The sequence below is a fragment of the Kitasatospora sp. NPDC051914 genome, from assembly GCF_040680995.1.
GTDB lineage: Bacteria > Actinomycetota > Actinomycetes > Streptomycetales > Streptomycetaceae > Kitasatospora.
In genome coordinates, this window is sequence record NZ_JBFAXX010000012.1 from 23,850 (window position 1) to 46,384 (window position 22,535).

The window sequence follows — 22,535 nt, forward strand, 5'->3', positions numbered from 1 at the left end:
CACGCCCCTGACTTTCCGTCATCACCGCAGGTGTCCCTGGCACCGGCGACCTTCTGCTGGAGAGACCGACGTTGAGCGCGACCGGATGGATCAGAGACCGGCTCGCGGGGCCCGCCCCGGGGGCAGACCCGGGCAAGGTGACGGGCACCTGGCCGAGAACCGCACTGGCGCTGCCGTTCATCGGCATGGCGCTGGTGGTCTCCCTTGACTTCTTCAGCAACACCGAGGTGACGGTCGAGCCCGCGCTCACCGCCGTCCCGGCGCTGGCCGCCGTGGTCAGCCGGCGCACCTGGTACCCGCTGCTCATCGGCGTACTGACCGAACTGGCCGCCTTCCTGATGGCCGGCTACAACCAGGTGCTCGGCGAGTCGGTGCACAGCGCCACCGTCTTCGCCATCGCCCTGGTCGCCGGCATCGGCTGGGTCTCCACCACCCTGAGGCTCCGCCAGGAACTCGCACTGGCCGAGGCCCAGCTGGTCGCCGAGATCGCCCGCCGGGTGCTGCTGCGGCCCGTCCCCGACCGGGTCGGCAGCGTCCGCGCCGCCGTCCACTACGCGGCGGCGCACGCACACGCCTCCATCGGCGGCGACCTCTACGAGGTGGTCAACACCCGGCACGGCGTACGGGCCGTGGTCGGCGACGTCCGCGGCAAGGGCCTGGCCGCCGTGGAGACCGCCGCCGCCGTGCTCGGCGCCTTCCGCGAGGCCGCCCACCAGGAGGCCTCGCTCGACCGGGTGGCCGGCTGGCTGGCCGTCAGCCTCGACCGGGCCCTGCACGAGAACGACCACCCGGGCATCGAGGAGGAGTTCGTCACCCTGGTGCTGATCGGGCTCCGCTCGGACGGCACCGCGGAGATCGTCAACTGCGGCCACCCCGCACCCGTCCTGCTGCGCACCGGCGAACCGGTCGCGCTGCTGGAGCCGGCCGAGCCGGTGCCGCCGCTCGGCGTGCTCGACCCGGCCGACGTCCGGCCGCCGGTGCAGCGGCTGCCGCTGCGGCCCGGCGACCGGGTGCTGCTCTACACCGACGGCGTGATCGAGGCCCGGGACGGCGGCGGGGCCTTCTACCCGCTCACCGACCGGCTGCCGCACTGCGCCACGGGGTGCCCGGTGGAGGTGCTGCGGAACCTGCACCAGGACGTGGTGCGGCACGTCGGCCACAAGCTGGGCGACGACGCGGCGATGCTCCTCCTCCAGTACGAACCGGTGGGCCCCCACCTCCCCGCCCAGGGCGGCCGCCCCGTGCTCGCCAAGGGCACCGGCCGGATCGGCTAGGGCCGGCCCGCAGGGGCGCGGGGCAACCCGTCGAGTCCGGGGCAGCCGCTCAGGGCCGGCCCGCGCCCCTGGGCGGTCTGCCGCTACAGGTCGACCTCGACGAGGAGGGGGCGGTGGTCGGACACGGGGGTGCGGGGGGCGTCGGCGGGGCCGACCGCGGTGCGGGGGACGCCTACCGCCAGGACGTGGTCGAACTGGACGGCGGGCTTGTGGGAGGGGTAGGTGGGGGTGCGGGCCAGGTCGTACCAGCCCTGGAGGCGGGGGCGCGGCTCCCGCACCCGCCGCCGCCGTCCGCCGTCCTGGGCGAGGCGGGTGCGGCGGGCGGCCCGGGCGGCCCTGATCCGTTCGCGTGAGGTGCTGCGGTCGAGGGCGGTGGCGCCGCCGAGCACGGTCCGCGGGACCGCGCCGATCAGGTTGAAGTCGCCCAGCACCAGGTAGGGCTGCGGCAGGTCGGCGATCCAGCGCCGGATCGCGGCGAGCTGCGCCACGTTCCACCCCGGCACGAAGGACAGGTGGGCGGCGACCACGGTGAACGGGCCGTGCCGGCCCTCGAGCACGGCGGCCAGTGCGGCCCGCGGCTCGTCCGGGACGGGGGTCAGCCCGCGCCGTCCGGCGACCCGCAGGGGAAGCCCGAAGGGCGCGGGGGCGAACCGCCGGGCCCGCCAGTGGTGCACTGGGAGCCGGGTCAGCAGGGCGGTGCCGTAGGCGGGCCGGTCGGTGGCGGAATCGACCTCGGCGGGGCCGTAGACCTGCAGTTTCGTCATGGTCGGGTCGTGCACCCAGCCGGCGAGCGGGGCGGGCCGGCCGTGCAGGGCCGCGGCGAACCGCCAGTCGGCCGCGCCCATGGCCTTGGCGGCGACGGCGGCCTGGTCGGCCAGGCCGGAGCGCTCCTGGTGGCGGTCGACCTCCTGGAGGGCGAGCACGTCGGCGTCCAGTTCGGCGATCGCGTCCCCGAGCGGGGCGGCGGGGTCGGCCGGGAGGGGCAACGGAGTGCCGTCGGCGGCGAGCGGTTGACCGTGCAGCAGGTTGAAGGTGGCGATGCGCAGCTGGGTCACATCCCCGACCGTACCCGGTGCCGGGCTTGAGGCCCTCGGGCATACCGGGTATACATACTCGGTATGTCGATCCGTCATGGTCTCCTCGCCCTCCTCGACCAGGGCCCCCGGTACGGCTACCAGCTGCGCTCCGAGTTCGAGGCCCGCACCGGTGCCACCTGGCCGCTGAACGTCGGCCAGGTCTACACCACCCTCGGGCGGCTGGAGCGCGACGGGCTCGTGGAGCCCGCCGGCGAGGACGACGAGGGCCACCTCTTCTACGCCGTCACCGATGCAGGACGCACGGAACTGCGCCAATGGTTCGACACCCCGGTGCCCCGGACCAATCCGCCGCGCGACGAGCTGGCGATCAAGCTGGCGATGGCCGTCGGCGTCCCCGGGGTCGACGTGCAGGCGGTGGTGCAGTCGCAGCGCCGGCACAGCATGAAGGCACTGCAGGACTACACCCGGCTCAAGGCCCAGGCGCTGACCGCCGCCGAGCAGCAGAGCGACCTCGCCTGGCTGCTCGTCCTCGAGCAGCTGATCTTCCAGACCGAAGCCGAGATCCGCTGGCTCGACCACTGCGAGACCCGTCTCGCCCAGCACGCCTCGCGTCCCGCGCAGGCTCCCGCGCCCGCCACCGAATCCGCACCGGCCACCGGCACCGCGCGCACGCGCCGCCGCAGCCGCATCTGATCAACCGACAGCAGGGGGAAGCATGAGCACCACCCACACCGAATCGCGGCCACCCGTGCTGCACCTCGACCAGGTCAGCCGGGTGCACGGCCAGGGCGCCGCCGAGGTGCACGCCCTGCGCGGCGTCGAACTCGTCGTCCACCCAGGCGAGCTGGTCGCCGTCATGGGCCCGTCCGGCTCCGGCAAGTCCACCCTGCTGACCCTGGCCGGCGGCCTGGACAGCCCCAGCTCCGGCCGGGTGCTGGTCGAGGGCACCGTCCTCGGCGAGCTCTCCCGCAAGCAGCAGGCCCAGGTCCGCCGCCGCTCCATCGGCTACGTCTTCCAGGACTACAACCTCATCCCGGCGCTCACCGCCGCCGAGAACATCTCCCTGCCGCGCGAGCTCGACGGCGTCTCCGGCCGCGCGGCCCGCCGCGAGGCGATCGCCGCGCTGGAGGAGCTCGGCATCCCGGAGCTCGCCGACCGCTTCCCCGACGACATGTCCGGCGGCCAGCAGCAGCGCGTCGCCATCGCCCGCGCCCTGATCGGCGACCGCCGGCTCGTCCTCGCCGACGAGCCCACCGGCGCCCTGGACTCCACCACCGGCGAGGCCGTCCTCGCGGTGCTGCGCGCCCGCTGCGACGCCGGCGCGGCCGCCATGATGGTCACCCACGAGGCCCGGCACGCCGCCTGGGCGGACCGCGTGGTCTTCCTGCGCGACGGCCGCCTGGTCGACCAGAGCGTCAGCCACGACGCGGCCAGCCTGCTGGTCACCGCCGCCACCAACAGCGTGAAGGGGCCCGGCGAGTGAACCCCCGAGCCTGGCGGGTCGCCCTGCGGATAGCCCGCCGCGACGCCCTGCGCGCCAAGGGCCGCAGCGCCCTCGTCCTCGCCATGATCGCCCTCCCGGTGCTCGGCGTGGCCGGCGCCGACGTGATGTACCGCAGCGGCGAACTGGAGCCCCGCGAGCAGGCCGTCCGCCTGATGGGTTCGGCCGACGGACTGCTCCACGCCTTCGGCCGCGGCACCGTCGTCCTCCAGCCGCCGAACGCCGAGGAGAGCGGCTGGGGCGTCCCGCCGGAGGAGGGCAAGAAGCCCACCGCCGAGCAGGTCCGCAGCGCGAAGGCCGACCCCGCAGCGCTCGCCAAGGAGCTGCTGCCCGCCGGCACCGTGCTGGTGCCCGTTCCCGCGGGCGAGAGCGCCTCGGCCACCAGCAAGGAGGGCCGCCTCGGCGCCGAGACCACCGAGGCCGACCTCACCGACCCGGTCTGGCACGGCCGGCTGAACGTCGTGGAGGGCCGGGCCCCGAGCTCCGCGCACGAGATCGCCGCCACCCGGGGCTTCCTCGACAAGTCCGGACTGCACCTCGGCGACCGCACGGCGCTGCACGGTCTGGACGGCACCCCGTTCCTCATCACCGCGGTCGCCGAGTTCCCCGGAGAGCTGGGGGCCGTCACCCTGGTCGGCCGCCCGGGCGAACTCGTCGCCCCGCTGCGCGCCGCCAACCGCGGCACCGACCAGGACAGCCGCTACGGCGGCGAACGGTGGCTGGTCCGGCTGCCGCAGGGGGCCGCCGCCCTCGACTGGCCGAAGGTGCTGGAGCTCAACAAGTACGGCCTCGGGCTGACTTCCCGTGCCGTGCTGATGGACCCGCCGCCCCGCTCCCAGGTGCCCTACTACGTCGACATGGACCGGCACGGCTACGGAGGTGTCGACACGGTCGGCCTGGTCGTCGTCGGCACCGTCGTCGGCATGGCGCTGCTGGAGATCGTGCTGCTCGCCGGGCCCGCCTTCGCGGTCGGCGCCCGCCGCTCGCGCCGCCAGCTCGGCCTGCTCGCGGCCGGCGGCGGCGACCGCTCGCACATCCGGGCCGTGGTGCTCGGCGGCGGCGTGGTGCTCGGCCTGGCCGGTGCCGTGGTCGGCGTGGTCCTGGCCGTCGTCCTGGTCGCGGTGCTCCGCCCGTGGGCCGAGGAGGCCGCCGGGATGCGCTTCGGCCACTTCGACCTGCAGCCGCTGGACCTGCTCTGCATCGCCCTGATCGGCCTGGTCACCGGCCTGCTGGCAGCGGTCGTCCCGGCCTTCCAGGCCGCCCGGACGGACGTCGTCGAGGCGCTCACCGGCCGCGGCTCGGTCAGGCCCCCGAGCCGCCAGCTCGCCGTCGTCGGCCTGGTGACGGTCGGCTCCGGCGCCGCGCTCGCCCTGCTCGGCACCTTCACCGGTGCCGCCGGCCGTGCCCTCGGCGTGCTCGGCGGCTCGGCGCTCGCCGAACTCGGCATGATCGCCTGCACGCCGATGCTGGTCGGCCTGTTCGGCCGGCTCGGCCGCCACCTCTCGCTCAGCCCCCGGCTCGCACTGCGCGACGCCGTACGCCACCGCGGCCGCACCGCCCCCGCCGTCGCCGCCGTGATGGCCGCGGTCGCAGGCTCCGTCGCGGTCGGCGTCTACACCGCCAGCGACGATCTGGAGCAGCGTCGGAACTACCGCGCCGAGATGCCCGCCGGCGCCGTCCGGCTGATGGCCGACGACGGGCCGGGTCTGCGTTCGGCCGACCTGCCGGCACTGCGGGCCGCGGTCGAGCGGTCCGTCCCCGACCTGGGCCCGCGCGCCGACCCGCTGATCACCGCGTACGGGAAGGACTGCGCCCGCATCTCCTGCGGCTGGGTCGAGGTGGGCATCCCCAAGGAGCGCCGCTGCCCGACCCGCGACCCCGACAACGAAGACCGGACCATGGACAACGCCGAGATCCGCCGGATCAACCGCACCGACCCGCGGTGCGCCGACGACCCGATCTACGGCGGCGTCGCCGGATACGTCCCGGCGGGCGACGCCACGGTCCTGCGCAACCTGTTCGGGGTGAACGACCCGGCAGCCGCCCAGGCGCTCGCCGACGGCAAGGCGGTGGTCTTCGACGCCAAGTACGTCAAGGACGGGAAGATCACCCTCGACCTGACCGTCGCCGAGCCGGAGACCACCGAGGACATCAACGCCGCCAGGCCCGGCAAGCCGGTCGTGCACCACGCGACCGTCGACGCCGTCGTCGTCAAGCCCGAGGTGGTCGCGGCCCAGGCACTGGTCAGCCCGAAGACCGCCGAGCGGCTGGGACTGAGCACCCGTCCGGTCGGCAGCGTGTGGCGCCCGGCCGCGGCGCCCTCCGACGGGGCCGAGCAGAAGGCCTCCGCCGCCGTCGGCAAGCTGGACGACGCCGCCGACGTCCAGGTCGAGCGGGGCTACCGCTCCCAGCAGACCCTGGTCGGCCTCGCCCTGACCGGCTTCGCCGGCCTGGTCGCCCTCGGCGCCGCCGGCATCGCGACCGGCCTCGCCGCCGCCGACTCGCAGCGCGATCTGGCCACGCTGGCCGCGGTCGGCGCGACGGGCGGCATCCGGCGCCGGCTCTCCGGCTTCCAGTGCGGGGTGATCGCCGCGATGGGCACCGTCCTCGGCACGGTCTGCGGCGTGATCCCGGCGGTCGCGCTGCGCAAGATGGAGGCATCCGCCGTGTACGACTCCTCGTACGGGATGCTCAAGCCGGCCGAGGCGGTGATCGCCTTCCCGTGGGCGGAGCTCGCGGTCACCCTGGTCGGCCTGCCGCTGCTGGCCGTCCTGCTGGCGATGCTGTTCACCCGCTCCCGCCTGATGCTCACCCGCCGCTCGGCCTGACCGGCGGACAGGGGCACGGGCCGACCGCAGGGGGCGCTGGGGGTACCTCCCGGCCGAGGGCCGGGGGAGAACCGCACAATTCGGATGTCCCGGACTGTGCGGATCCCCGCGCCCCCTGCAGGTCCACCGGGGTGATCGAGGTTACGGGGGTGCGCGCCGCCGGAGGGCGGCACGCACCCGTCCGGGCGAACTAAAGTCGTCCGTATGACGAAAACCCCGGACAGCGTCGTCCGCTCCTACATCGACGAGCACGAGCCCGCCTTCCTGCAGGACCTCTCCGACTGGCTGAGCATCCCCTCCGTCTCCGCCGAACCGGACCGGGCCGGCGACGTCCGCCGCTCCGCCGAGTGGCTGGCCGCCGCGCTGCGCAGCACGGGCTTCCCGGTCGCCGAGGTGTGGGAGACCGACGGCCTGCCGGCGGTGTTCGCCGAGTGGCCGTCCGGGGACGCCTCCGCGCCGACCGTCCTGGTCTACGGGCACCACGACGTGCAGCCCGCGGCCGAGGAGGACGGCTGGGAGACCGAGCCCTTCACCCCGACCGTGGTCGGGCGACGACTGTTCGCCCGCGGCGCCGCGGACGACAAGGGCCAGGTCTTCTTCCACACCCTCGGGGTGCGCGCCCACCTCGCCGCCACCGGCCGCACCGCGCCGGCGGTCAACCTCAAGCTGCTGATCGAGGGCGAGGAGGAGTCCGGTTCGCCGAACTTCGCCGCCCTGGTGCGCCGCGAGGCCGAGCGGCTCGCCGCCGACGTCGTGATCATCTCGGACACCGGCATGTGGTCCGAGACCACGCCGACCGTCTGCACCGGCATGCGCGGTCTGGCCGACTGCCAGATCGACTTCTTCGGCCCGGACACCGACATCCACTCCGGCTCCTTCGGCGGTGCCGTCCCCAACCCGGCGGAGGTGGCGGCCTCGCTGGCCGCCGCCCTGCACGACGCGGACCGCAGGGTCGCCGTCCCCGGCTTCTACGACGGCGTGGTCGAGCTGACCGAGCGGGAGCGCGAGCTCTTCGCCGAGCTGCCCTTCGACGAGGCCCAGTGGCTGCGGGTCGCCAAGTCGTACGGCACCCGGGGCGAGGCCGGCTACTCCACCCTGGAGCGGGTCTGGGCCCGTCCGACGGCCGAGGTCAACGGCGTCTGGGGCGGCTACACCGGCCCCGGCGGCAAGACCATCGTGCCGTCCGAGGCGCACCTCAAGCTGTCCTTCCGGCTGGTCGCCGGCCAGGAGGTGGAGAAGGTCCGCGAGGCCGTCCGCTCCTGGGTGGCCGATCAGGTGCCGGAGGGCATCCGGTACGAGATCGCCTTCCCCGGCGCGACCCGCCCCTGCCTGACGCCGCTGGACCACCCGGCGCTGCAGGCGGTCGTCCGGGCTATGGGCCGGGCGTTCGAGCAGAAGATCCTCTTCACCAGGGAGGGCGGCTCCGGGCCCGCCGCCGACCTGCAGGACGTGCTGGGCGCGCCGGTGCTGTTCCTGGGCATCTCGGTGCCCTCCGACGGCTGGCACTCCGTCAACGAGAAGGTGGAGCTGGACCTGCTGCGCAAGGGCGTCGAGACCTCGGCGTACCTGTGGGGCGAGCTGGCCGGGGACGGGCAGCGGGCCTGATGACGACGATGCGGGAAATCGGGAATTGCGGACTTCGAACGGGGATGGACCGAGTTGAGCAGCGCGTCTGACACCGGGCACCTCGCCCTGGCCCGCGCCGGGGTGGACCGTGCCGCGCACCACCGGTTCGACGAGCCGTGGCTGGCCGCGGCGTGGAGCCACCCGACCACCAGGGTGCTGCCGATCGCCGGCGGCGAGGTCTTCGTGGTCGACACCGAGCGGGGCACCGAGCTCGTCCTGCTGCCCTCCTTCGAGGCGCCGGACAGCGGCGACCGCTTCTACCTGGGTACGGACGAGGACGGCGTCTCGTACTTCGCCCTGGCCGGCGAGAGCCTGCCGGGCCGGCTGGACGGCGACGCCCGCCCGGCCGGGCTGCGCGAGGTCGGCGCCTCGCTCTCCGACCGGGACGCGGGGCTGCTGGTGCATGCGGTCGCCCTCGAGCACTGGCACCGGCTGCACAGCTTCTGCTCGCGTTGCGGCCACCGCACCGAGAAGGCCGGCGCGGGCCACGTGCGCCGCTGCACCTCCTGCGCCGCCGAGCACTACCCGCGGACCGACCCGGCGGTGATCATGCTGATCACCGACGGCGAGGACCGCTGCCTGCTGGGCCGCCAGGCGATCTGGCCGGAGGGCCGCTGGTCGACCCTGGCCGGCTTCGTCGAGCCCGGCGAGTCGATCGAGCAGGCGGTCGCCCGCGAGGTGCACGAGGAGGCCGGGGTGCGGGTCTCCGAGGTCGAGTACGTGGCGAGCCAGCCGTGGCCGTTCCCGTCCAGCCTGATGCTGGGCTTCATCGGGAGGGCCGACCCGGCCGGCACCGGGATCACCGTGGACGGCGAGGAGCTCGCCGAGGCGCGCTGGTTCTCCCGCGAGGAGCTGAAGGCGGGCATGGCGGCGGGCGAGATCCTGCCGCCGTCGGGGATCTCGATCGCCCGGCACCTGGTCGAGCTCTGGTACGGCGAGCCGCTGCCCGCGGCGGCCCGCTGGTAGCACCCGGCCGGGGCATTCGGATCACGAAAAAGGGGGCGCGCGGCGATTGTCTGCGCGCCCCCTTTTGCTTCGGTCCTTCGATTAAGTGCGCACCGCTTTCGTTCTTGCCGTGCTGTTCGGTCGATCCCGATCGGAGCCGTCCGTACCGGCGCCCATCTGCGGCGGAGTGCGCCCGCATGCGCTGTTCGCGCCCGTTCCAAACCCCCTGACCCGCGTTCTTGGCCGGTTTTCCTGAAATGCGGGAAGCCGTCTGACTAGATTCACCGGTGTGACGATCCCCCGAGCCGGAGTGCCCGCCCCCAAGTACCAGCGCCTCGCGGCCGACCTGCGCCGCCGGATCGAGTCCGGCGAGTGGCAGGGCGGCGCGCAGCTCCCCGTCGAGACCGAGTTGGAGCACCACTACGGCGTCGCCCGCAACACCGTGCGCCTGGCGGTCGACGTCCTGGTCAACGAGGGGCGGCTGGTCCGCCTCCAGGGCAAGGGCACCTACCTCAAGCAGCAGCCGATGCTCGACCACCGGGCCTACGGCCCGCCGCACGGCGCGGCCGGCCCGGCGGACTGCCTGGCAGCCCCCTCCGCGGTCTACGCCGACGAGGCCGTCGCCTCCGGCCGCCGGCTGACCTGCGACTTCGAGATGCTCGTGGTGCGCGCCCGGGCCGACATCGCCGAACTGCTCGGCATGCTGCCGGGAGAGGCCGTGGTCGTCCGCCGCCAGCTGAGGCTGACCGACCGCGAGCCGTACTCGATCGAGGAGAGCCACTACCGCGCGGGCCTCGCCGCGGGCACGCCGCTGATGGAACCGGTACCGGTGCCCGGCGGCGACGAGACGGTGCTGGCGGCGATCGGCCGCTGCGAGTCCGCCGCGGCGGACCGCCTGGTGGCCCGGATGCCGGGCCCCGAGGAGGCCGCCTGGTTCGAGGTCGGCCCCGGGGTGCCGCTGCTGGTGCAGACCCGGGTCACCAGCGACGCCCGCGGCCCCGTCCGGGTCGTCGAGACGCGCTACGCGGCCGACCGCTGCCGCCTGCTCTACGGGCTCGGCCCGCTCGCCGCGGAGGCCGGAGCCGGCCTCCGGGTGCCGGCCGGGGTCTCCTGAACGGGCCGCCCCCGCGGTCGGGCCCCCGAGGCGCCCGGCCCCCAGATCCGTCCGGAAGCGGCCTCCGGACGCAGCCGGCCCCGGCGGAGGGAATCCGCCGGGGCCGGGCCGCCGTACCCGGAGGGCACGCGGCGCGGCCTCCGATTGGCTAGCATGCCGGGCGTCCAGCGAGGCCTGCCGCCGCCAGGCGGCCGCCGGTACCCGTCGGGGGGATCCTGTGCAGCAACCGTCGTCTTTCCCGCCGCCCCAGGAACCGCCGTCCCACCCGCCGACGGGCACGGGAACGGGCGCACCGGAGGGGCCGCAGCGGTCGCACATCAAGCTCTGGGGCGTCGTCGCCGCGGTGGTCAGCGCCATCGCGGGGGTGGCCAGTGCGGTGGCTGCGTTCACCGGAGGCCCGTCCGGGCCGGACCGCGCTCCGTCGGCCCAGGTGACGGTGACCGTCGCGCCGCCGCCCGCCGGCGGCAGCGCCCAGCAGGTGCCGCCCGCCGGGGCCTCCGCCACGAACGCCGCCGCGGAGGGCGTCCGCTGGTCGGGGCCGATCGTGCTCGGCCTCGAAGGCATCGACCTGACGCAGTCGCCGCCGCGCAAGGGGAGCCCGCCCTTCACCCGTCCCGCGGCCGCGCGGAGCGGCAGCAACGGGATGATGGTCAAGGGCACCGTGGCGCTCTGGACGGGCAACGGCGCGCCCACCGCCCAGGGCTGCAAGGACCTCCTGCTCACGCAGTCCCGCGACGAGGCGGACGTGGCCGCGGGCGACGTGGTCTGCCTGGCCGAGGGCAGTTCGCCGGTCGCCGCGCTCAAGGTGACCGCCACCCACTACGACCGGGGCGGGTACGGGGAGCTGGACGGCGAGCTCACCGTCTGGAGCCTGCGCCTGAACCGCTGACGGCCTTCGGGCAGCGCGGTCTTCGGGAAGCGCGGTCTTCGGGAAGTGCGGTCTTCGGGAAGTGCGGGGGCGGGCACACGCGTACGTGTGCCCGCCCCGCGGGTCCTGCGGGCTGACGCCGGGTCAGCCGGCCAGCGCGGCCTGCACCTGGCGCAGGCTCGGGTTGGTCATGACGACGTCCTCGCCGCCGCTCTTCGGCGACACCAGCACGGTCGGCACGGTCTGGTTGCCGTTGTTCACCGACTCCACGAAGCTCGCCGAGGCCGGGTCCAGCTCGATGTTCACCTCGGTGTAGGCGATGCCCTCGCGCTCCAGCTGGCTCTTGAGGCGGTTGCAGTAGCCGCACCAGGTCGTGCTGTACATCGTGACGGTGCCGGACATGGCGGCGTGCTCCTTCGGAGAGGGGGCGTACGGTCGTGGGTCCCAACGCCCGGCGTGCACCCGGCATTCCGCGCACGCCCGGCGCGTGCGGAACGCCACACGCGGGGAGGCGGGCCGATCGTCGTACCGCAGCAGCCGGCCTGTGGACAACCCGCAGGCTGTCACCGCCGACTGCCAGGATGTGCGTCCGGCCGCACCGCCCGCCGGGCTGAGAGGATGGTAGTCATGCAGGAAGAGCTCTCGGGCATGCCGTCCGACCCGTACGAGTCCTGGGGCGGCGCCCCCGCCGGTGCCGACGCGGTGCTCGCCGGGCTCGACCCCGAGCAGCGTGCCGTCGCCACCGCCCTCACCGGCCCCGTCTGCGTCCTCGCGGGCGCCGGCACCGGCAAGACCCGGGCCATCACCCACCGGATCGCCTACGGCGTGCGCAGCGGCGTCTACCAGCCCCAGCAGGTGCTCGCGGTGACCTTCACCGCCCGCGCTGCCGGCGAGATGCGCGGCCGGCTCCGCCAGCTCGGCGCCGAGGGCGTGCAGGCCCGCACCTTCCACTCCGCCGCGCTGCGCCAGCTCCAGTACTTCTGGCCGCGGGCGATCGGCGGCGAGGTCCCGCGGCTGCTGGAGCGCAAGGTCCAGCTGGTCGCCGAGGCCGCCTCCCGCACCGGCCTGCGCGTGCAGCGCACCGAGCTGCGCGACCTCACCGGCGAGATCGAGTGGGCCAAGGTCACCCAGATCGTGCCCGACGACTACCCGGCCGCCGTCGCCAAGAGCAGCCGCGAGGCCCCGCGCGACCCGGCCGAGATCGCCCGCGTCTACGCGACGTACGAGCAGGCCAAGCGCGACCGCGGCCTGATCGACTTCGAGGACGTGCTGCTGCTCACCGCCGCCGTCCTGGAGGACCGCCCGGAGATCGCCGAGCGGGTCCGCGCCCAGTACCGGCACATCACCGTCGACGAGTACCAGGACGTCTCCCCGCTCCAGCAGCGGCTGCTGGAGCAGTGGACGGCCGGCGGCGCCAGCCTCTGCGTGGTCGGCGACGCCAGCCAGACCATCTACTCCTTCACCGGCGCCACCCCCGACTACCTGCTGAACTTCCGCACCCGGCACCCGGACGCCACCGTGGTGAAGCTGGTCCGCGACTACCGCTCCAGCCCGCAGGTCGTCCACCTGGCCAACGGGCTGCTCGCCCAGGCCCGCGGCCAGGCCGCCCGGCACCGCCTGGAGCTGGTCTCCCAGCGGGAGGCCGGCCCCGACCCCGAGTACGCCGAGTACCCGGACGAGCCGACCGAGGCCGAGTCCACCGCCCACCGCATCCGCAAGTTGCTGGACAGCGGCGTGCGGGCCAGCGAGATCGCCGTGCTGTTCCGCACCAACGGCCAGTCCGAGGTGTACGAGCAGGCCCTCGCCGACCTCGGCCTGCCCTACCAGCTGAAGGGCGCCGAGCGGTTCTTCGAGCGGCCCGAGGTGCGCGAGGCCGGCGTGCTGCTCAAGGGCGCCGCCCGCGCGTCCGACGACCCGCTCACCGCGGACGCCCCCGACCTCGCCGGGCAGGTCCGCGCGGTGCTCGCCACCCGCGGCTTCACCGCCGTCCCGCCGGCCGGCTCCGGCGCCGTCCGCGAGCGCTGGGAGTCGCTGGCCGCGCTCGTCCGGCTCGCCGAGGAGTTCGAGGCCGGCCGCCTCGCCGCCGGGGAGAACGCCGGGCTGGCCGCGTACGTCGCCGAGCTCGACGCCCGCGCCGCGGCCCAGCACGCCCCCGCCGTCGAGGGCGTCACCCTGGCCTCGCTGCACGCCGCCAAGGGCCTGGAGTGGGACGCCGTGTTCCTCGTCGGCCTCAGCGAGGGCACCCTGCCGATCATCTACGCCAAGACCGACGAGCAGATCGAGGAGGAGCGCCGGCTGCTCTACGTCGGCGTGACCCGCGCCCGGCAGCACCTCAGCCTCTCCTGGGCCCTCTCGCGCTCTCCCGGCGGCCGGGCGAGCCGTCGGCCCACCCGCTTCCTGGACGGCCTGCGGCCGGGCTCCGGTACGGCGCAGGGCGGCGGCCGCGGCGGCCGGGGCGGGGTCGAGCGCGGCGAGGCCCGCGCGGCCTCCCGCCGCGCCCCGCGCGGCCCGGTCACCTGCCGGGTGTGCGGCCGCACCCTCACCGAGGCGGTGGAGCGCAAGCTGCGCCGCTGCGAGGGCTGCCCCTCCTCGATGGACGAGGCGCTGTACGAGCGGCTGCGCGAGTGGCGGGCCCGCCAGGCGAAGAAGCAGGGCGCGCCGGCGTACGTGGTGTTCACCGACGCGACCCTGATGGCGATCGCCGAGGACGTCCCGTCGAGCGAGCGCGAACTGGCCCTGATCTCCGGGGTCGGCGCCATGAAACTGGACAAGTACGGCGCCGCTGTGCTGTCGTTGTGCGCGGGGGAAGAGCCTGTCGACGACATCGCGGACGGGCTCGTGGGGGAGCCGACCGAGCCGGCCTGAGCCGCTCGCGGAGATCACTCCGGAACTCGCCGGAAAAATAGTTTGCGCCCCGTACGCCGCGCGCAATAGCCTGCCGGAGCGGTCAAGGGGACGAGATCGCAAGGCCGCTCGGAGGGCCACCTTCAGCGTGCCGTTCGGGCGCGACCGGATCTTTTCGGGTCCGACAGCGCCGGTACAGCAGCAACACCGCACCACCAGCAGGACCGACCGACATCCGAACACCGGGGCCCGGGGAACTGGGCACCGCGAGACGCCGAGAGGAGGCGAAGACAGTGGAAACCACGAAGACCATCACCAAACTGACTGGCCAGACCGTATTCGCCATGCCCGCGGGCGCCCTCTCGCTGTTCGGCACCCGTTGCACCTCGACCACCGTCTCGCGTCTGCGTGGCGCGGTCGTTCTGGCCGACAACGGTCTGGGTCTCCAGGGCACCGATGTCTCTGTTGTCAGTGGCTCCGGCTTCACTGGCTTCGGCGGCGCCGATTCCCGCGAGACGGGTCTGTCCCGTGACTGGGCGATCTTCGGCGGCGGCCTCGAGCTGCGCGACGAGCGACCGACCCAGGCACCGAAGGCAGTGGCAGTGGCAGCCATGCATGGCAGCTATGTGCGCGTCTCCGGTGCCGGAGCCGCCAAGCAGGACGAGCAGCTGATCAACCTGGCCCAGGCCGCCCAGATGGGCGCCCAGGCCACCCGGATGAGGGCCTTCCGCGGCCCGGAACCCTGGAGCGAACGCACCTGAGGAAGCCTCAGGTCGGTCTCCAGGGCCGCGGAACCCGTCACACCGGGATCCGCGGCCCTTCTGTTTTGTCCGGTACGTCAAGACAAACCCAGGCCCCTCGGGGCCTCCGGTCCGGCCCCACCAGCCGGCTGGACCGGAACCACTGAGAAAAGACGAGGAAGAAGTGTCCACGGTCATCACGCCGCCCCTCCCGTCCGTACCGACAGACAAGTTCACCAAGGCCGACCAGGCCGACCCCCCGGAGGTTTCCCTGATGCAGCAGCTCTCTTCGCTCGACGAGGCCGACGCCCTCGGCCAGACCGTCCCGTGCCGGGCCTTCGACCCGGAGGTCTTCTTCGCCGAGACGCCGGCGGACGTCGAGTACGCCAAGTCCCTCTGCGGCACCTGCCCGGTCAAGGAGGCCTGCCTGGCCGGCGCGCTGGAGCGGCGCGAGCCGTGGGGCGTCTGGGGCGGCGAGCTCTTCGTCCAGGGCGTGGTCGTGGCCCGCAAGCGGCCGCGGGGCCGTCCGCGCAAGACCGAGGTCATGGCGTGATCACCGCCGACATGCCCACCGGTCACGGAACCGCAGGCGTCCGACGGGGAGAGCAGCCCCCTCAGGACAGCGCCCTGCGCCGATCCGTACGCATCGCCGCCGCCAAGGCCGATGCCGCAGCCCGCCACCCCTTCCCGAGCACGCACCACGAGCAGGACCACCACATGACCCCCGCCGCCGATCACCCCGCCCGCTTCGAGCAGCACCCCGAACTCCACGCCCCGAACAGGAACTTCGACATGCATCTCCTCCAGGAATCCCTGGCCCGCGCCCATATGCAGGAACTAACCCGCGAGGCGGAGCGCCAACGACTCGGCGCGCGCCTCGTACGGGCCGACCGCCTCGTGCGGAAGGCCGAACGTGCGTCGCTGCGCGCCCGCAGGGCGCTTGCCACCGCCCTGATGTGACGGACCGCCGCCGGTCCCGCCCCGACCGGGGCGGAGCCGGACGGCCCGTCCAGTGACCAGGCAGAGAACGGAACGACGGCCGCCCCCTTGCGGAAAGGGGCGGCCGTCGCCGTGTGCGGGCCCTGTCCGGGGCGGCCCGCGGGCCCCGGCTCAGCGGCCGGCGAACCCCGGCAGCCAGGCGGCCAGTTCCTCGCGCAGCCGCACCTTCGCACCCAGCTGGCAGAGCACGCCGATGGTGCTCAGCGTCACCCGGTGGATCAGCAGGTAGGACGGCGGCAGGTTGAGCTGCTTGCCCAGGTTGTACGCGGGCGAGCGGGGATCGGCGATCCGGGCCGCCTGCGCCCGCATCCAGTCCCGGGTGAAGGTGAACTCCTCCACCCGGGTCGGTTCGATGATCGGCACCAGGTAGTCCAGCACCGCGTTCGGGTCGAGCGTGATGGTCGGCCGGACGAAGCCCTCCTGGCGGAGCATGTCGTAGACCGCCCCGGCCTCCCCCTCCAGGGCGAGCCGCAGCGCCGTGCCGATCGGCTCGGGCAGCCCGCCCGGCAGCCGGTCGACCGTGCCGAAGTCCAGCACCCCGAGCCGCCGCTCCCCGGCCGGCCCGTCGCCGAGCAGCCGGAAGTTGCCCGGGTGCGGGTCCGCGTGCAGCAGCCCGGTGCGGGTCGGCCCGGCGAACAGGAAGCGGGCCAGCAGTTGCCCGGCCCTGTCCCGCTCCGCGGCCGAGCCGGAGGCGATCACCCGGGCCAGCGGGGTGCCGTCCATCCACTCGGTGACCAGCACCTGCCCGGCCCGGTCGACCACCCCGGGCACGGCGATGTCCGGATCGTCGGCGAACTCCTCCGCGTGGGCGCGCTGGGCCTGCGCCTCCAGGCCGTAGTCCAGCTCCTCCGCGACCCGTGCCCGCAACTCGGCGATCAGCGGCTTCATGTCCATCCCGGGGATCAGCGGCCCCAGCACCCGGGCCAGCCTGGCCAGTTGGCCGAGATCGCCCAGCAGCGCGTCGCCGGCCCCCGGGTACTGGACCTTGACGGCGACCGTGCGGCCGTCGTGCCAGACCGCGCGGTGCACCTGTCCGATCGACGCGGCGGCTGCCGGGCGGTCGTCGAAGCTGCGGAACCGCTCCCGCCAGTCGGCGCCGAGCTGTTCCGCCATCACCCGGTGCACGGTGGCCGCCGGCATCGCCGGGGCCGAGTCCTGGAGCTTCGTCAGCGCGGCCCGGTAGGGGCCGGCGACGTCCTCGGGCAGCGCGGACTCGAAGACCGACAGCGCCTGGCCGAACTTCATGGCGCCGCCCTTGAGCTGACCGAGCGTCGAGAACAGCTGCTCGGCGGTGCGCTGCTGCAGCTCGGCCGTGACCTCCTCGGCCGGCCGGCCGCCCAGCCGCTTGCCCAGCCCGAGCGTGGCACGGCCCGCGAAGCCGAGCGGCAGCGCCGCCAGCCGTGCGGTACGCGTCACGGCCTTGCGCGGAAGATCGCTCACCCCGGGGCCTCCCAGTCGGGTCGCGCCCGCCGGGGCCGGCCGGCGCGCGCAGGCACCGGACGCGGCCCGCCACGGGCAGTGGTCACCTCGCCATTGTGCCCGCTCCACCGGGCACGTCCGGCGAATAATGCGGACTGGTATTCGGGCGCGCAACCCGGCGGTGGGGCGTACCGCGCGAAGTTCACCTCAACGGGGCACCCCGAACGCCTGCCGAAGGGATTCACCCCCTCCTGCCGACCCGCCCGACCGGCGCGGCCGGCCGGGCCGGGGGCGGCGGGCCCGATGCGCGCCAGAGGCAGCCGCAGGCCGGGTGGGCGCGCAGCCGCAGCCGCCGCACCGTGCCGTCGGCGGCGGAGAGCTCGCACCAGCCGTCCACGCTCGGCGGCAGCACCCCGTCCAGGTAGAGCTGGGCGTGCAGGGCGGCCAGCCCGGCGACGGCGGTGGCGAGCGCGCTGTCGCAGGCGGGCGTCCGGGCCCGCCCCGGGCCGGCGCCCTCCAGCTGGGCGAGCAGCCGCGGCCAGCCCGGGTCCTCGTCGTGCCTGGTCAGCGCGGCGCAGCCGCCGCAGGCCGAGGCGCCGGGGACGACCAGCGGCCCGACCACGCCCAGGTGCTCCAGCACCCCGACGTACAGGTGCGGCACCCCGGCCCGGACCAGCTCGTGCGCCTCCACCGCCCCGCCGGTGTGCGCGGCGGAGCCGTCCCGCGGTGCCAGCACGACCAGGGCGGGCGGCCCGGCGGCGACCGGGGCGGGGCGGCGGCCGACGGCCGGGGGCACCCCTGCGGCCCGCTGCACGGCCTCGCGGGCGGCGGTGCTGCGCAGCCGTCCGACGTCGGAGGGCGGCAGGCCGGCGGGCGAGCAGTCCGCGGCGGTGACCCGGCCGCCGTCCGCCACGGTGACGGTGCCGATGCCGCCGGCCGCGAGGGCGGCGGCCAGCGCGGTGCCGACCCGGCCGGCGCCCCGCACCTCCACCCGGGCGCGCCGGCGGGCGGTGAGCACCTCCGCGGCCTCGCCGGGCTCGGGGTGGACCAGCGAGAGCCCGGCGGCGTCCGGCCCGAGGAGTTCCCGCTGCGGCTGCGGGAAGCCCTCCAGGGCCTCGCGGAGGGCCTCGGCGTCGTCCAGCAGCTCGCCCCGGGCCAGCGAGTCGAGCAGGGCCCGGCAGACGCCGGTGTCCAGGCCGAGCGCCTCGCCGGCCGCGATCAGCCCGGCGGTGTCCCGGCTGCCGTCGACCAGCTCCAGGAAGGCGGCGACGGTGCGGTCGACCTGCTCGACCAGCCGGGCGTGCCGGCGGACGGTGCCGAACTGCAGGGTCCGCTCGTCCCGCCAGAGGCGGGAGAGGGCGGGTTTGAGCATCGGGCGCATGGTGTCCCTCCTGGGCGGTGCGGTGCCGCGGGCGGCGCCGCGGTGAGGGCAGGATGCCCGATCCGGCGGAGGCCCCGCCGGGCGTTGTCCACAGGCCCGGTCGCATGATCCGACCATCGGTGCGTACACCCTGTGGACAACTTCCGTTCGCGCGACGTGCGCCATCCCTGCACGCCTCCGCGGGCCGGGCAGCCCCGCATCGTCGGAGGCGGCGGGTAACGTCGGGTGCCATGGCGGCCGAACCGGACACCCGATCCCCGTCGCCGCGCCGACGTCCCCGGGCAGCCTCCGGGTACGGCGCCGCGGCGCCCGGTGCGCACGGGCGCGCCCGCACGCCGGAGCCGCCCCCCGACCCGCTGCCGCAGGCGGAGCCCGGGCCGCAACCGGGTCCCGCCGCCCCGCCGCCGGTCGACCCCGCCGTCGAGGTCCGCCGCAGCGCCCGGCGCAGCCGCACCGTCTCCGCCTACCGCGAGGGCGACCGCACCGTCGTGCTGATCCCGGCCCGGATGTCGAAGGCCGAGGAGCAGCGCTGGGTGGCCCAGATGCTGGAGCGGCTGGCCCGGCAGGAGAGCCGCCGCACGCTCGGCGACGACGCGCTCGAGGCCCGTGCCCGGGAGCTGTCCGAGGCGTACCTGGGCGGGAGGGCCGTCCCGCGGCAGGTCCGCTGGGTCACCAACCAGAACACCCGGTGGGGCTCCTGCACGCCCGCCGAGCGCACCGTCCGGCTCTCCCACCGGCTGCAGGGCATGCCCGGGTACGTCGTGGACTACGTGCTGCTGCACGAGCTGGCGCACCTGCTGGTGGCCGACCACGGCCCGGGGTTCTGGGCGCTGCTGGAGGCCTACCCGCGCACCGAGAGGGCCCGCGGCTACCTGGAGGGCGTGGCCGCGGCCGGCCGGCTGCCGCACCCGCCGGCCGGCGCCGGCCGGCCCGGGGCCGACGGCGGGGATCCGGCCGGGGCGGACGACTGCGACTGACATCGGGGGCCGGTCGGGGCTGCTGTGCGGGCGGGCCGCTGGGATATGGTCTCGGGGATCAGCAGCCGCACCAGGAGGGGGCCGGTCCGCGCCATGTCCAGGGAACTCGCCAAGGCGTCCCGCGTCCGGATCAGTGAGCTGACCGCGAGCACCGAGCTCTACCTCGGGGTGCACATCGCGGCGCCGGGGTTGACCTTCGACATCAGCTGCTTCGGTCTGGACGCCGACGAACGGCTCAGCGACGACCGCTACTTCGTCTTCTTCAACCAGCCCGCCAGCCCCGAGCAGTCGATCCGGCTGCTGGGCGCGCAGGAGGGCGACTCCGAGGCCTTCGCGGTGGTGCTCCCGGCCGTGCCGGACGCCGTCCACAAGCTGGCGCTCACCGCGACCATCGACGGCGACGGGCAGATGTCCCAGGTGGCCGCCGGCCACGTCCGGATCGTGGCCGGCGGCACCGAGGTCGGCCGGTACAGCTTCACCGGCGCGGAGTTCTCCACCGAGCGGGCCGTGATGCTGGCGGACGTCTACCGCCGCGGCGGCGAGTGGCGGTTCGCCGCGGTCGGCCAGGGCTTCGACGGCGGCCTGCGCGCCCTGCTGGAGAACTTCGGCGGCGAGGTCCTCGACGAGGAGCAGCCGGCCCCCGAAGCGGCCCTCGCGCCCGTGCCGCAGCAGGCGGCCGCCCCCCGGCCGGTGGCCGCGCCCGCAGCACCGCCCGTCCAGCAGCCGTACCCGGACGCGACCCTGCCCGCCGTGCCCGTGCCGCCCGCCGTCCCCGCCCAGCAGCCGTACCCGGACGCCACGCTGCTCGCCGTGCCCGTGCCGCCCGCGGCGCCCGCCCCGGGCGCCGCCCCCGCCGGGGTGCGGATCTCGCTGACCAAGTACACCGAACTGCCGGAGAGTCCCGGCTGGGTGAAGCAGAACGACCACCTCGTCCGGATCAGCCTGACGAAGGGCCAGGACATCCTGGCGCTGCAGGGCAGCATGGTCGCCTACCAGGGCAAGGCCGACTTCGCGCACGAGGGTTCCGGCATGCTGCGCAAGCTGGTCGGCAATCTGACCGGGCAGCAGCTGAAGCTGATGCGGATCACCGGCGAGGGCCAGGTGTTCCTCGCCGACGAGGCCTGCGACCTGCACGTGGTGCGGCTGGAGGGCGACTCGTTCTGCGTCGGCTCGGACCGGGTGCTGGCCTTCGAGGCGGGTCTGGAGCACGAGGTGCGCCGGATCGAGGGCGAGGGCCTGCCGCACGGCGGCTTCTTCACCCTGCAGTTCAGCGGCCACGGCACGGTCGTGGTGAAGACCAACGGCATCCCGGTGGTGCTGCCGGTCACGCCCGCCCCGGAGACGTACGTGGACGTGCAGGCGCTGGTGGCCTGGTCCCGCGGCTCGCAGGTGATCACCACGGCGCCGGTGCGGATCCGCCGCTCCGCGTACGCCGGGCACGCCGCGGAGTCGTACAGCCTGCAGTTCCGCGGTGCGCCGGGGAACTTCGTCGTCGTCCAGCCGTTCGAGGTCTGAGGTCCAGGAGGATTCATGGAGGCGCAGTTCCTCGCGGGGAGCGGGCTGGACGCGTACCGGGCGGCCGACACCGGCGCGCGGATGAGCAACCACGGCACGGCGATGTGCCGGGTCGCCCTGACGGCCGGGGCGGACGTGTACGCCAAGGCCGGGGCGATGGTGGCCTACGACGGCTTCCTGCAGTACGAGCCCGTCCCGCAGTCCTTCCGCCGGGCGCTCGGCGAGTGGGCGTCCGGCGAGCGCAGCCCGCTGCTGCAGTGGACGGGCGACGGCGCGCTGTACCTCGCCGACATGGGCGCCGACGTGCTCAACCTGCAGCTCGCCGACGAGTCGCTGTCGGTGAACGGCTCGCACCTGCTGGCCATGGACGCCACCCTCGGCTGCACCGTGGAGAAGGTCCGCGGCGCCGCCCTGCTGGCCGGCACCGGCCTCTACAACGTCACGGTGAGCGGCACCGGCTGGGTCTCCGTCACCTCCCGCGGCGTCCCCGTGGTGCTGGACTGCGCCGAGGCCGAGACCTACGTCGACCCGGACGCGCTGGTCGCCTGGACCACCGGCCTGGAGGTGCGCACCCGGCGGACGGTCAAGGTCGGCTCGCTGATCGGCCGGGGCAGCGGCGAGGCGATGCAGCTCGGCTTCCGGGGCTCCGGCTTCGTGGTCGTGCAGCCCAGCGAGGACACCGCCGACCGATTCAAGATCCGCGGCTGAGAACCGAGTTCGAGGAGCCCTTCCCGTGCAGAGCCCCCTCCTGTCGCACACCGCCGGCACCGGCACCGACCGCTTCGCGCTGCAGAACCCGCAGCTGCTCCGGGTCACCCTGGACGGCCGGTCCGAGGTGCTGGCCCGCAGCGGCGCGATGGTCGCCCACGTCGGCCGGCTCGACTTCACCGGCTGGACCCCGCCCTCCGGGGGCCGCCGCGCCAACAACAACCGGCGCCGCGACGCCGGCGTGCTCGACCTGATGCGCTGCTCCGGCACCGGCACCGTCTACCTGGCCAACATGGCCCAGCACCTGCACGTGCTGAAGCTGGACCAGGAGCGCCTGGTGGTCACCAACAGCTATGTGCTGGCGCTGGACACCACCCTGGACTGGCACACCGTGGCGATCGAGAACGGCGACCGGATCGCCGGCGTCGGCACCCGCTGCCTGGAGTTCTCCGGCAGCGGCAGCCTGGTGCTGATGACCTCGGGCCGGCCGCTGGTGCTGCCGGTCGAGCCCGGCAGCTACGTGTACGGCGACGCGGACGCGGTGGTCGGCTGGTCGTCCGGCCTGGACGTCCAGCTCCAGGCGCAGAGCAGCAACACCGAGGCGTGGCGCCGCCGCGGCACCGCCACCGAGGGCTGGGAGCTGGCCTTCACCGGCCGCGGTTACGTCGTCGTGCAGCCCAGCGAGCTGCTGCCGCCGCAGCGCGTCCCGCGCGGCTGACCGTACGGCTCCGCCCCCGGTGCCGGCCGGCACCGGGGGCG

General features: G+C 74.9%; 20 protein-coding genes. 16 read left to right on the forward strand and 4 right to left on the reverse strand.

Annotation, left to right across the window (positions count from 1 at the left end):
- Nucleotides 1-137 precede the first annotated feature (137 nt).
- A complete protein-coding gene (locus AB0M03_RS10455) occupies nt 138-1,274 on the forward strand; it encodes a PP2C family protein-serine/threonine phosphatase (protein ID WP_363490593.1) in 1,137 nt (378 codons plus the stop codon).
- 83 nt (nt 1,275-1,357) lie between these two features.
- Here AB0M03_RS10455 and AB0M03_RS10460 read toward each other — a convergent pair whose 3' ends face one another.
- The gene (locus AB0M03_RS10460) at nt 1,358-2,329 is read right to left on the reverse strand and encodes an endonuclease/exonuclease/phosphatase family protein (protein WP_363490595.1); all 972 of its coding nucleotides are present in this window, start codon (nt 2,327-2,329) and stop codon (nt 1,358-1,360) included.
- Nucleotides 2,330-2,392: 63 nt separating this feature from the next.
- Here AB0M03_RS10460 and AB0M03_RS10465 point away from each other — a divergent pair, with 63 nt between their 5' ends.
- From AB0M03_RS10465 to AB0M03_RS10495, 7 genes are all read left to right on the forward strand, one after another.
- Nucleotides 2,393-3,004, forward strand: a complete 612-nt coding sequence (locus tag AB0M03_RS10465; RefSeq protein ID WP_363490597.1) for a PadR family transcriptional regulator — start codon at nt 2,393-2,395, stop codon at nt 3,002-3,004.
- A 22-nt stretch (nt 3,005-3,026) separates the two neighbouring features.
- Entirely contained in the window at nt 3,027-3,794 is a 768-nt protein-coding gene (locus tag AB0M03_RS10470) for an ABC transporter ATP-binding protein (protein WP_363490599.1), read from the forward strand.
- The gene (locus tag AB0M03_RS10475) at nt 3,791-6,640 is read left to right on the forward strand and encodes an FtsX-like permease family protein (RefSeq protein WP_363490601.1); all 2,850 of its coding nucleotides are present in this window, start codon (nt 3,791-3,793) and stop codon (nt 6,638-6,640) included. The genes AB0M03_RS10470 and AB0M03_RS10475 overlap by 4 nt, the downstream gene beginning before the upstream one ends.
- A gap of 204 nt (nt 6,641-6,844) precedes the next feature.
- A complete protein-coding gene (locus AB0M03_RS10480; RefSeq protein ID WP_363490603.1) occupies nt 6,845-8,245 on the forward strand; it encodes a dipeptidase in 1,401 nt (466 codons plus the stop codon).
- Between the two features lie 54 nt (nt 8,246-8,299).
- Complete coding sequence (gene nudC, locus AB0M03_RS10485; protein WP_363490605.1) at nt 8,300-9,232, forward strand: NAD(+) diphosphatase; 933 nt, start codon at nt 8,300-8,302, stop codon at nt 9,230-9,232.
- 268 nt (nt 9,233-9,500) lie between these two features.
- Complete coding sequence (locus AB0M03_RS10490) at nt 9,501-10,325, forward strand: GntR family transcriptional regulator (RefSeq protein ID WP_363490607.1); 825 nt, start codon at nt 9,501-9,503, stop codon at nt 10,323-10,325.
- A 376-nt stretch (nt 10,326-10,701) separates the two neighbouring features.
- Complete coding sequence (locus tag AB0M03_RS10495) at nt 10,702-11,214, forward strand: hypothetical protein (protein WP_363490609.1); 513 nt, start codon at nt 10,702-10,704, stop codon at nt 11,212-11,214.
- 123 nt (nt 11,215-11,337) lie between these two features.
- Here AB0M03_RS10495 and AB0M03_RS10500 read toward each other — a convergent pair whose 3' ends face one another.
- Complete coding sequence (locus AB0M03_RS10500) at nt 11,338-11,595, reverse strand: mycoredoxin (protein WP_363490611.1); 258 nt, start codon at nt 11,593-11,595, stop codon at nt 11,338-11,340.
- Between the two features lie 246 nt (nt 11,596-11,841).
- Here AB0M03_RS10500 and AB0M03_RS10505 point away from each other — a divergent pair, with 246 nt between their 5' ends.
- From AB0M03_RS10505 to AB0M03_RS10520, 4 genes are all read left to right on the forward strand, one after another.
- Nucleotides 11,842-14,058: an ATP-dependent DNA helicase UvrD2 gene (locus tag AB0M03_RS10505; protein WP_363490793.1), complete on the forward strand. Its 2,217-nt coding sequence runs from the start codon at nt 11,842-11,844 to the stop codon at nt 14,056-14,058.
- Between the two features lie 272 nt (nt 14,059-14,330).
- On the forward strand, nt 14,331-14,798 hold the full coding sequence (locus AB0M03_RS10510; RefSeq protein ID WP_363490613.1) for a hypothetical protein: 468 nt from the start codon (nt 14,331-14,333) through the stop codon (nt 14,796-14,798).
- A 175-nt stretch (nt 14,799-14,973) separates the two neighbouring features.
- On the forward strand, nt 14,974-15,330 hold the full coding sequence (locus AB0M03_RS10515; protein ID WP_363490795.1) for a WhiB family transcriptional regulator: 357 nt from the start codon (nt 14,974-14,976) through the stop codon (nt 15,328-15,330).
- Complete coding sequence (locus AB0M03_RS10520; RefSeq protein WP_363490615.1) at nt 15,327-15,737, forward strand: hypothetical protein; 411 nt, start codon at nt 15,327-15,329, stop codon at nt 15,735-15,737. Before AB0M03_RS10515 ends, AB0M03_RS10520 begins: the two co-directional genes overlap by 4 nt.
- Before the next feature lie 150 nt (nt 15,738-15,887).
- On the opposite strand, the gene AB0M03_RS10525 is transcribed toward AB0M03_RS10520, so the two are convergent.
- Together AB0M03_RS10525 and AB0M03_RS10530 are read right to left on the reverse strand one after the other, a co-directional pair.
- Nucleotides 15,888-17,216: an AarF/ABC1/UbiB kinase family protein gene (locus AB0M03_RS10525; RefSeq protein WP_363490617.1), complete on the reverse strand. Its 1,329-nt coding sequence runs from the start codon at nt 17,214-17,216 to the stop codon at nt 15,888-15,890.
- Between the two features lie 220 nt (nt 17,217-17,436).
- The gene (locus tag AB0M03_RS10530) at nt 17,437-18,567 is read right to left on the reverse strand and encodes a ThiF family adenylyltransferase (RefSeq protein WP_363490619.1); all 1,131 of its coding nucleotides are present in this window, start codon (nt 18,565-18,567) and stop codon (nt 17,437-17,439) included.
- A gap of 239 nt (nt 18,568-18,806) precedes the next feature.
- Between AB0M03_RS10530 and AB0M03_RS10535 the strand changes: the two genes are divergently transcribed.
- From AB0M03_RS10535 to AB0M03_RS10550, 4 genes are all read left to right on the forward strand, one after another.
- Nucleotides 18,807-19,553, forward strand: a complete 747-nt coding sequence (locus tag AB0M03_RS10535) for a M48 family metallopeptidase (RefSeq protein WP_363490621.1) — start codon at nt 18,807-18,809, stop codon at nt 19,551-19,553.
- Between the two features lie 93 nt (nt 19,554-19,646).
- Complete coding sequence (locus AB0M03_RS10540) at nt 19,647-21,068, forward strand: TerD family protein (protein WP_363490623.1); 1,422 nt, start codon at nt 19,647-19,649, stop codon at nt 21,066-21,068.
- Between the two features lie 15 nt (nt 21,069-21,083).
- Nucleotides 21,084-21,776, forward strand: coding sequence for an AIM24 family protein (locus AB0M03_RS10545; RefSeq protein ID WP_363490625.1), 693 nt, complete (start codon nt 21,084-21,086; stop codon nt 21,774-21,776).
- Between the two features lie 25 nt (nt 21,777-21,801).
- Nucleotides 21,802-22,494, forward strand: coding sequence for an AIM24 family protein (locus AB0M03_RS10550; protein ID WP_363490627.1), 693 nt, complete (start codon nt 21,802-21,804; stop codon nt 22,492-22,494).
- The last annotated feature ends 41 nt before the right edge of the window (nt 22,495-22,535 follow it).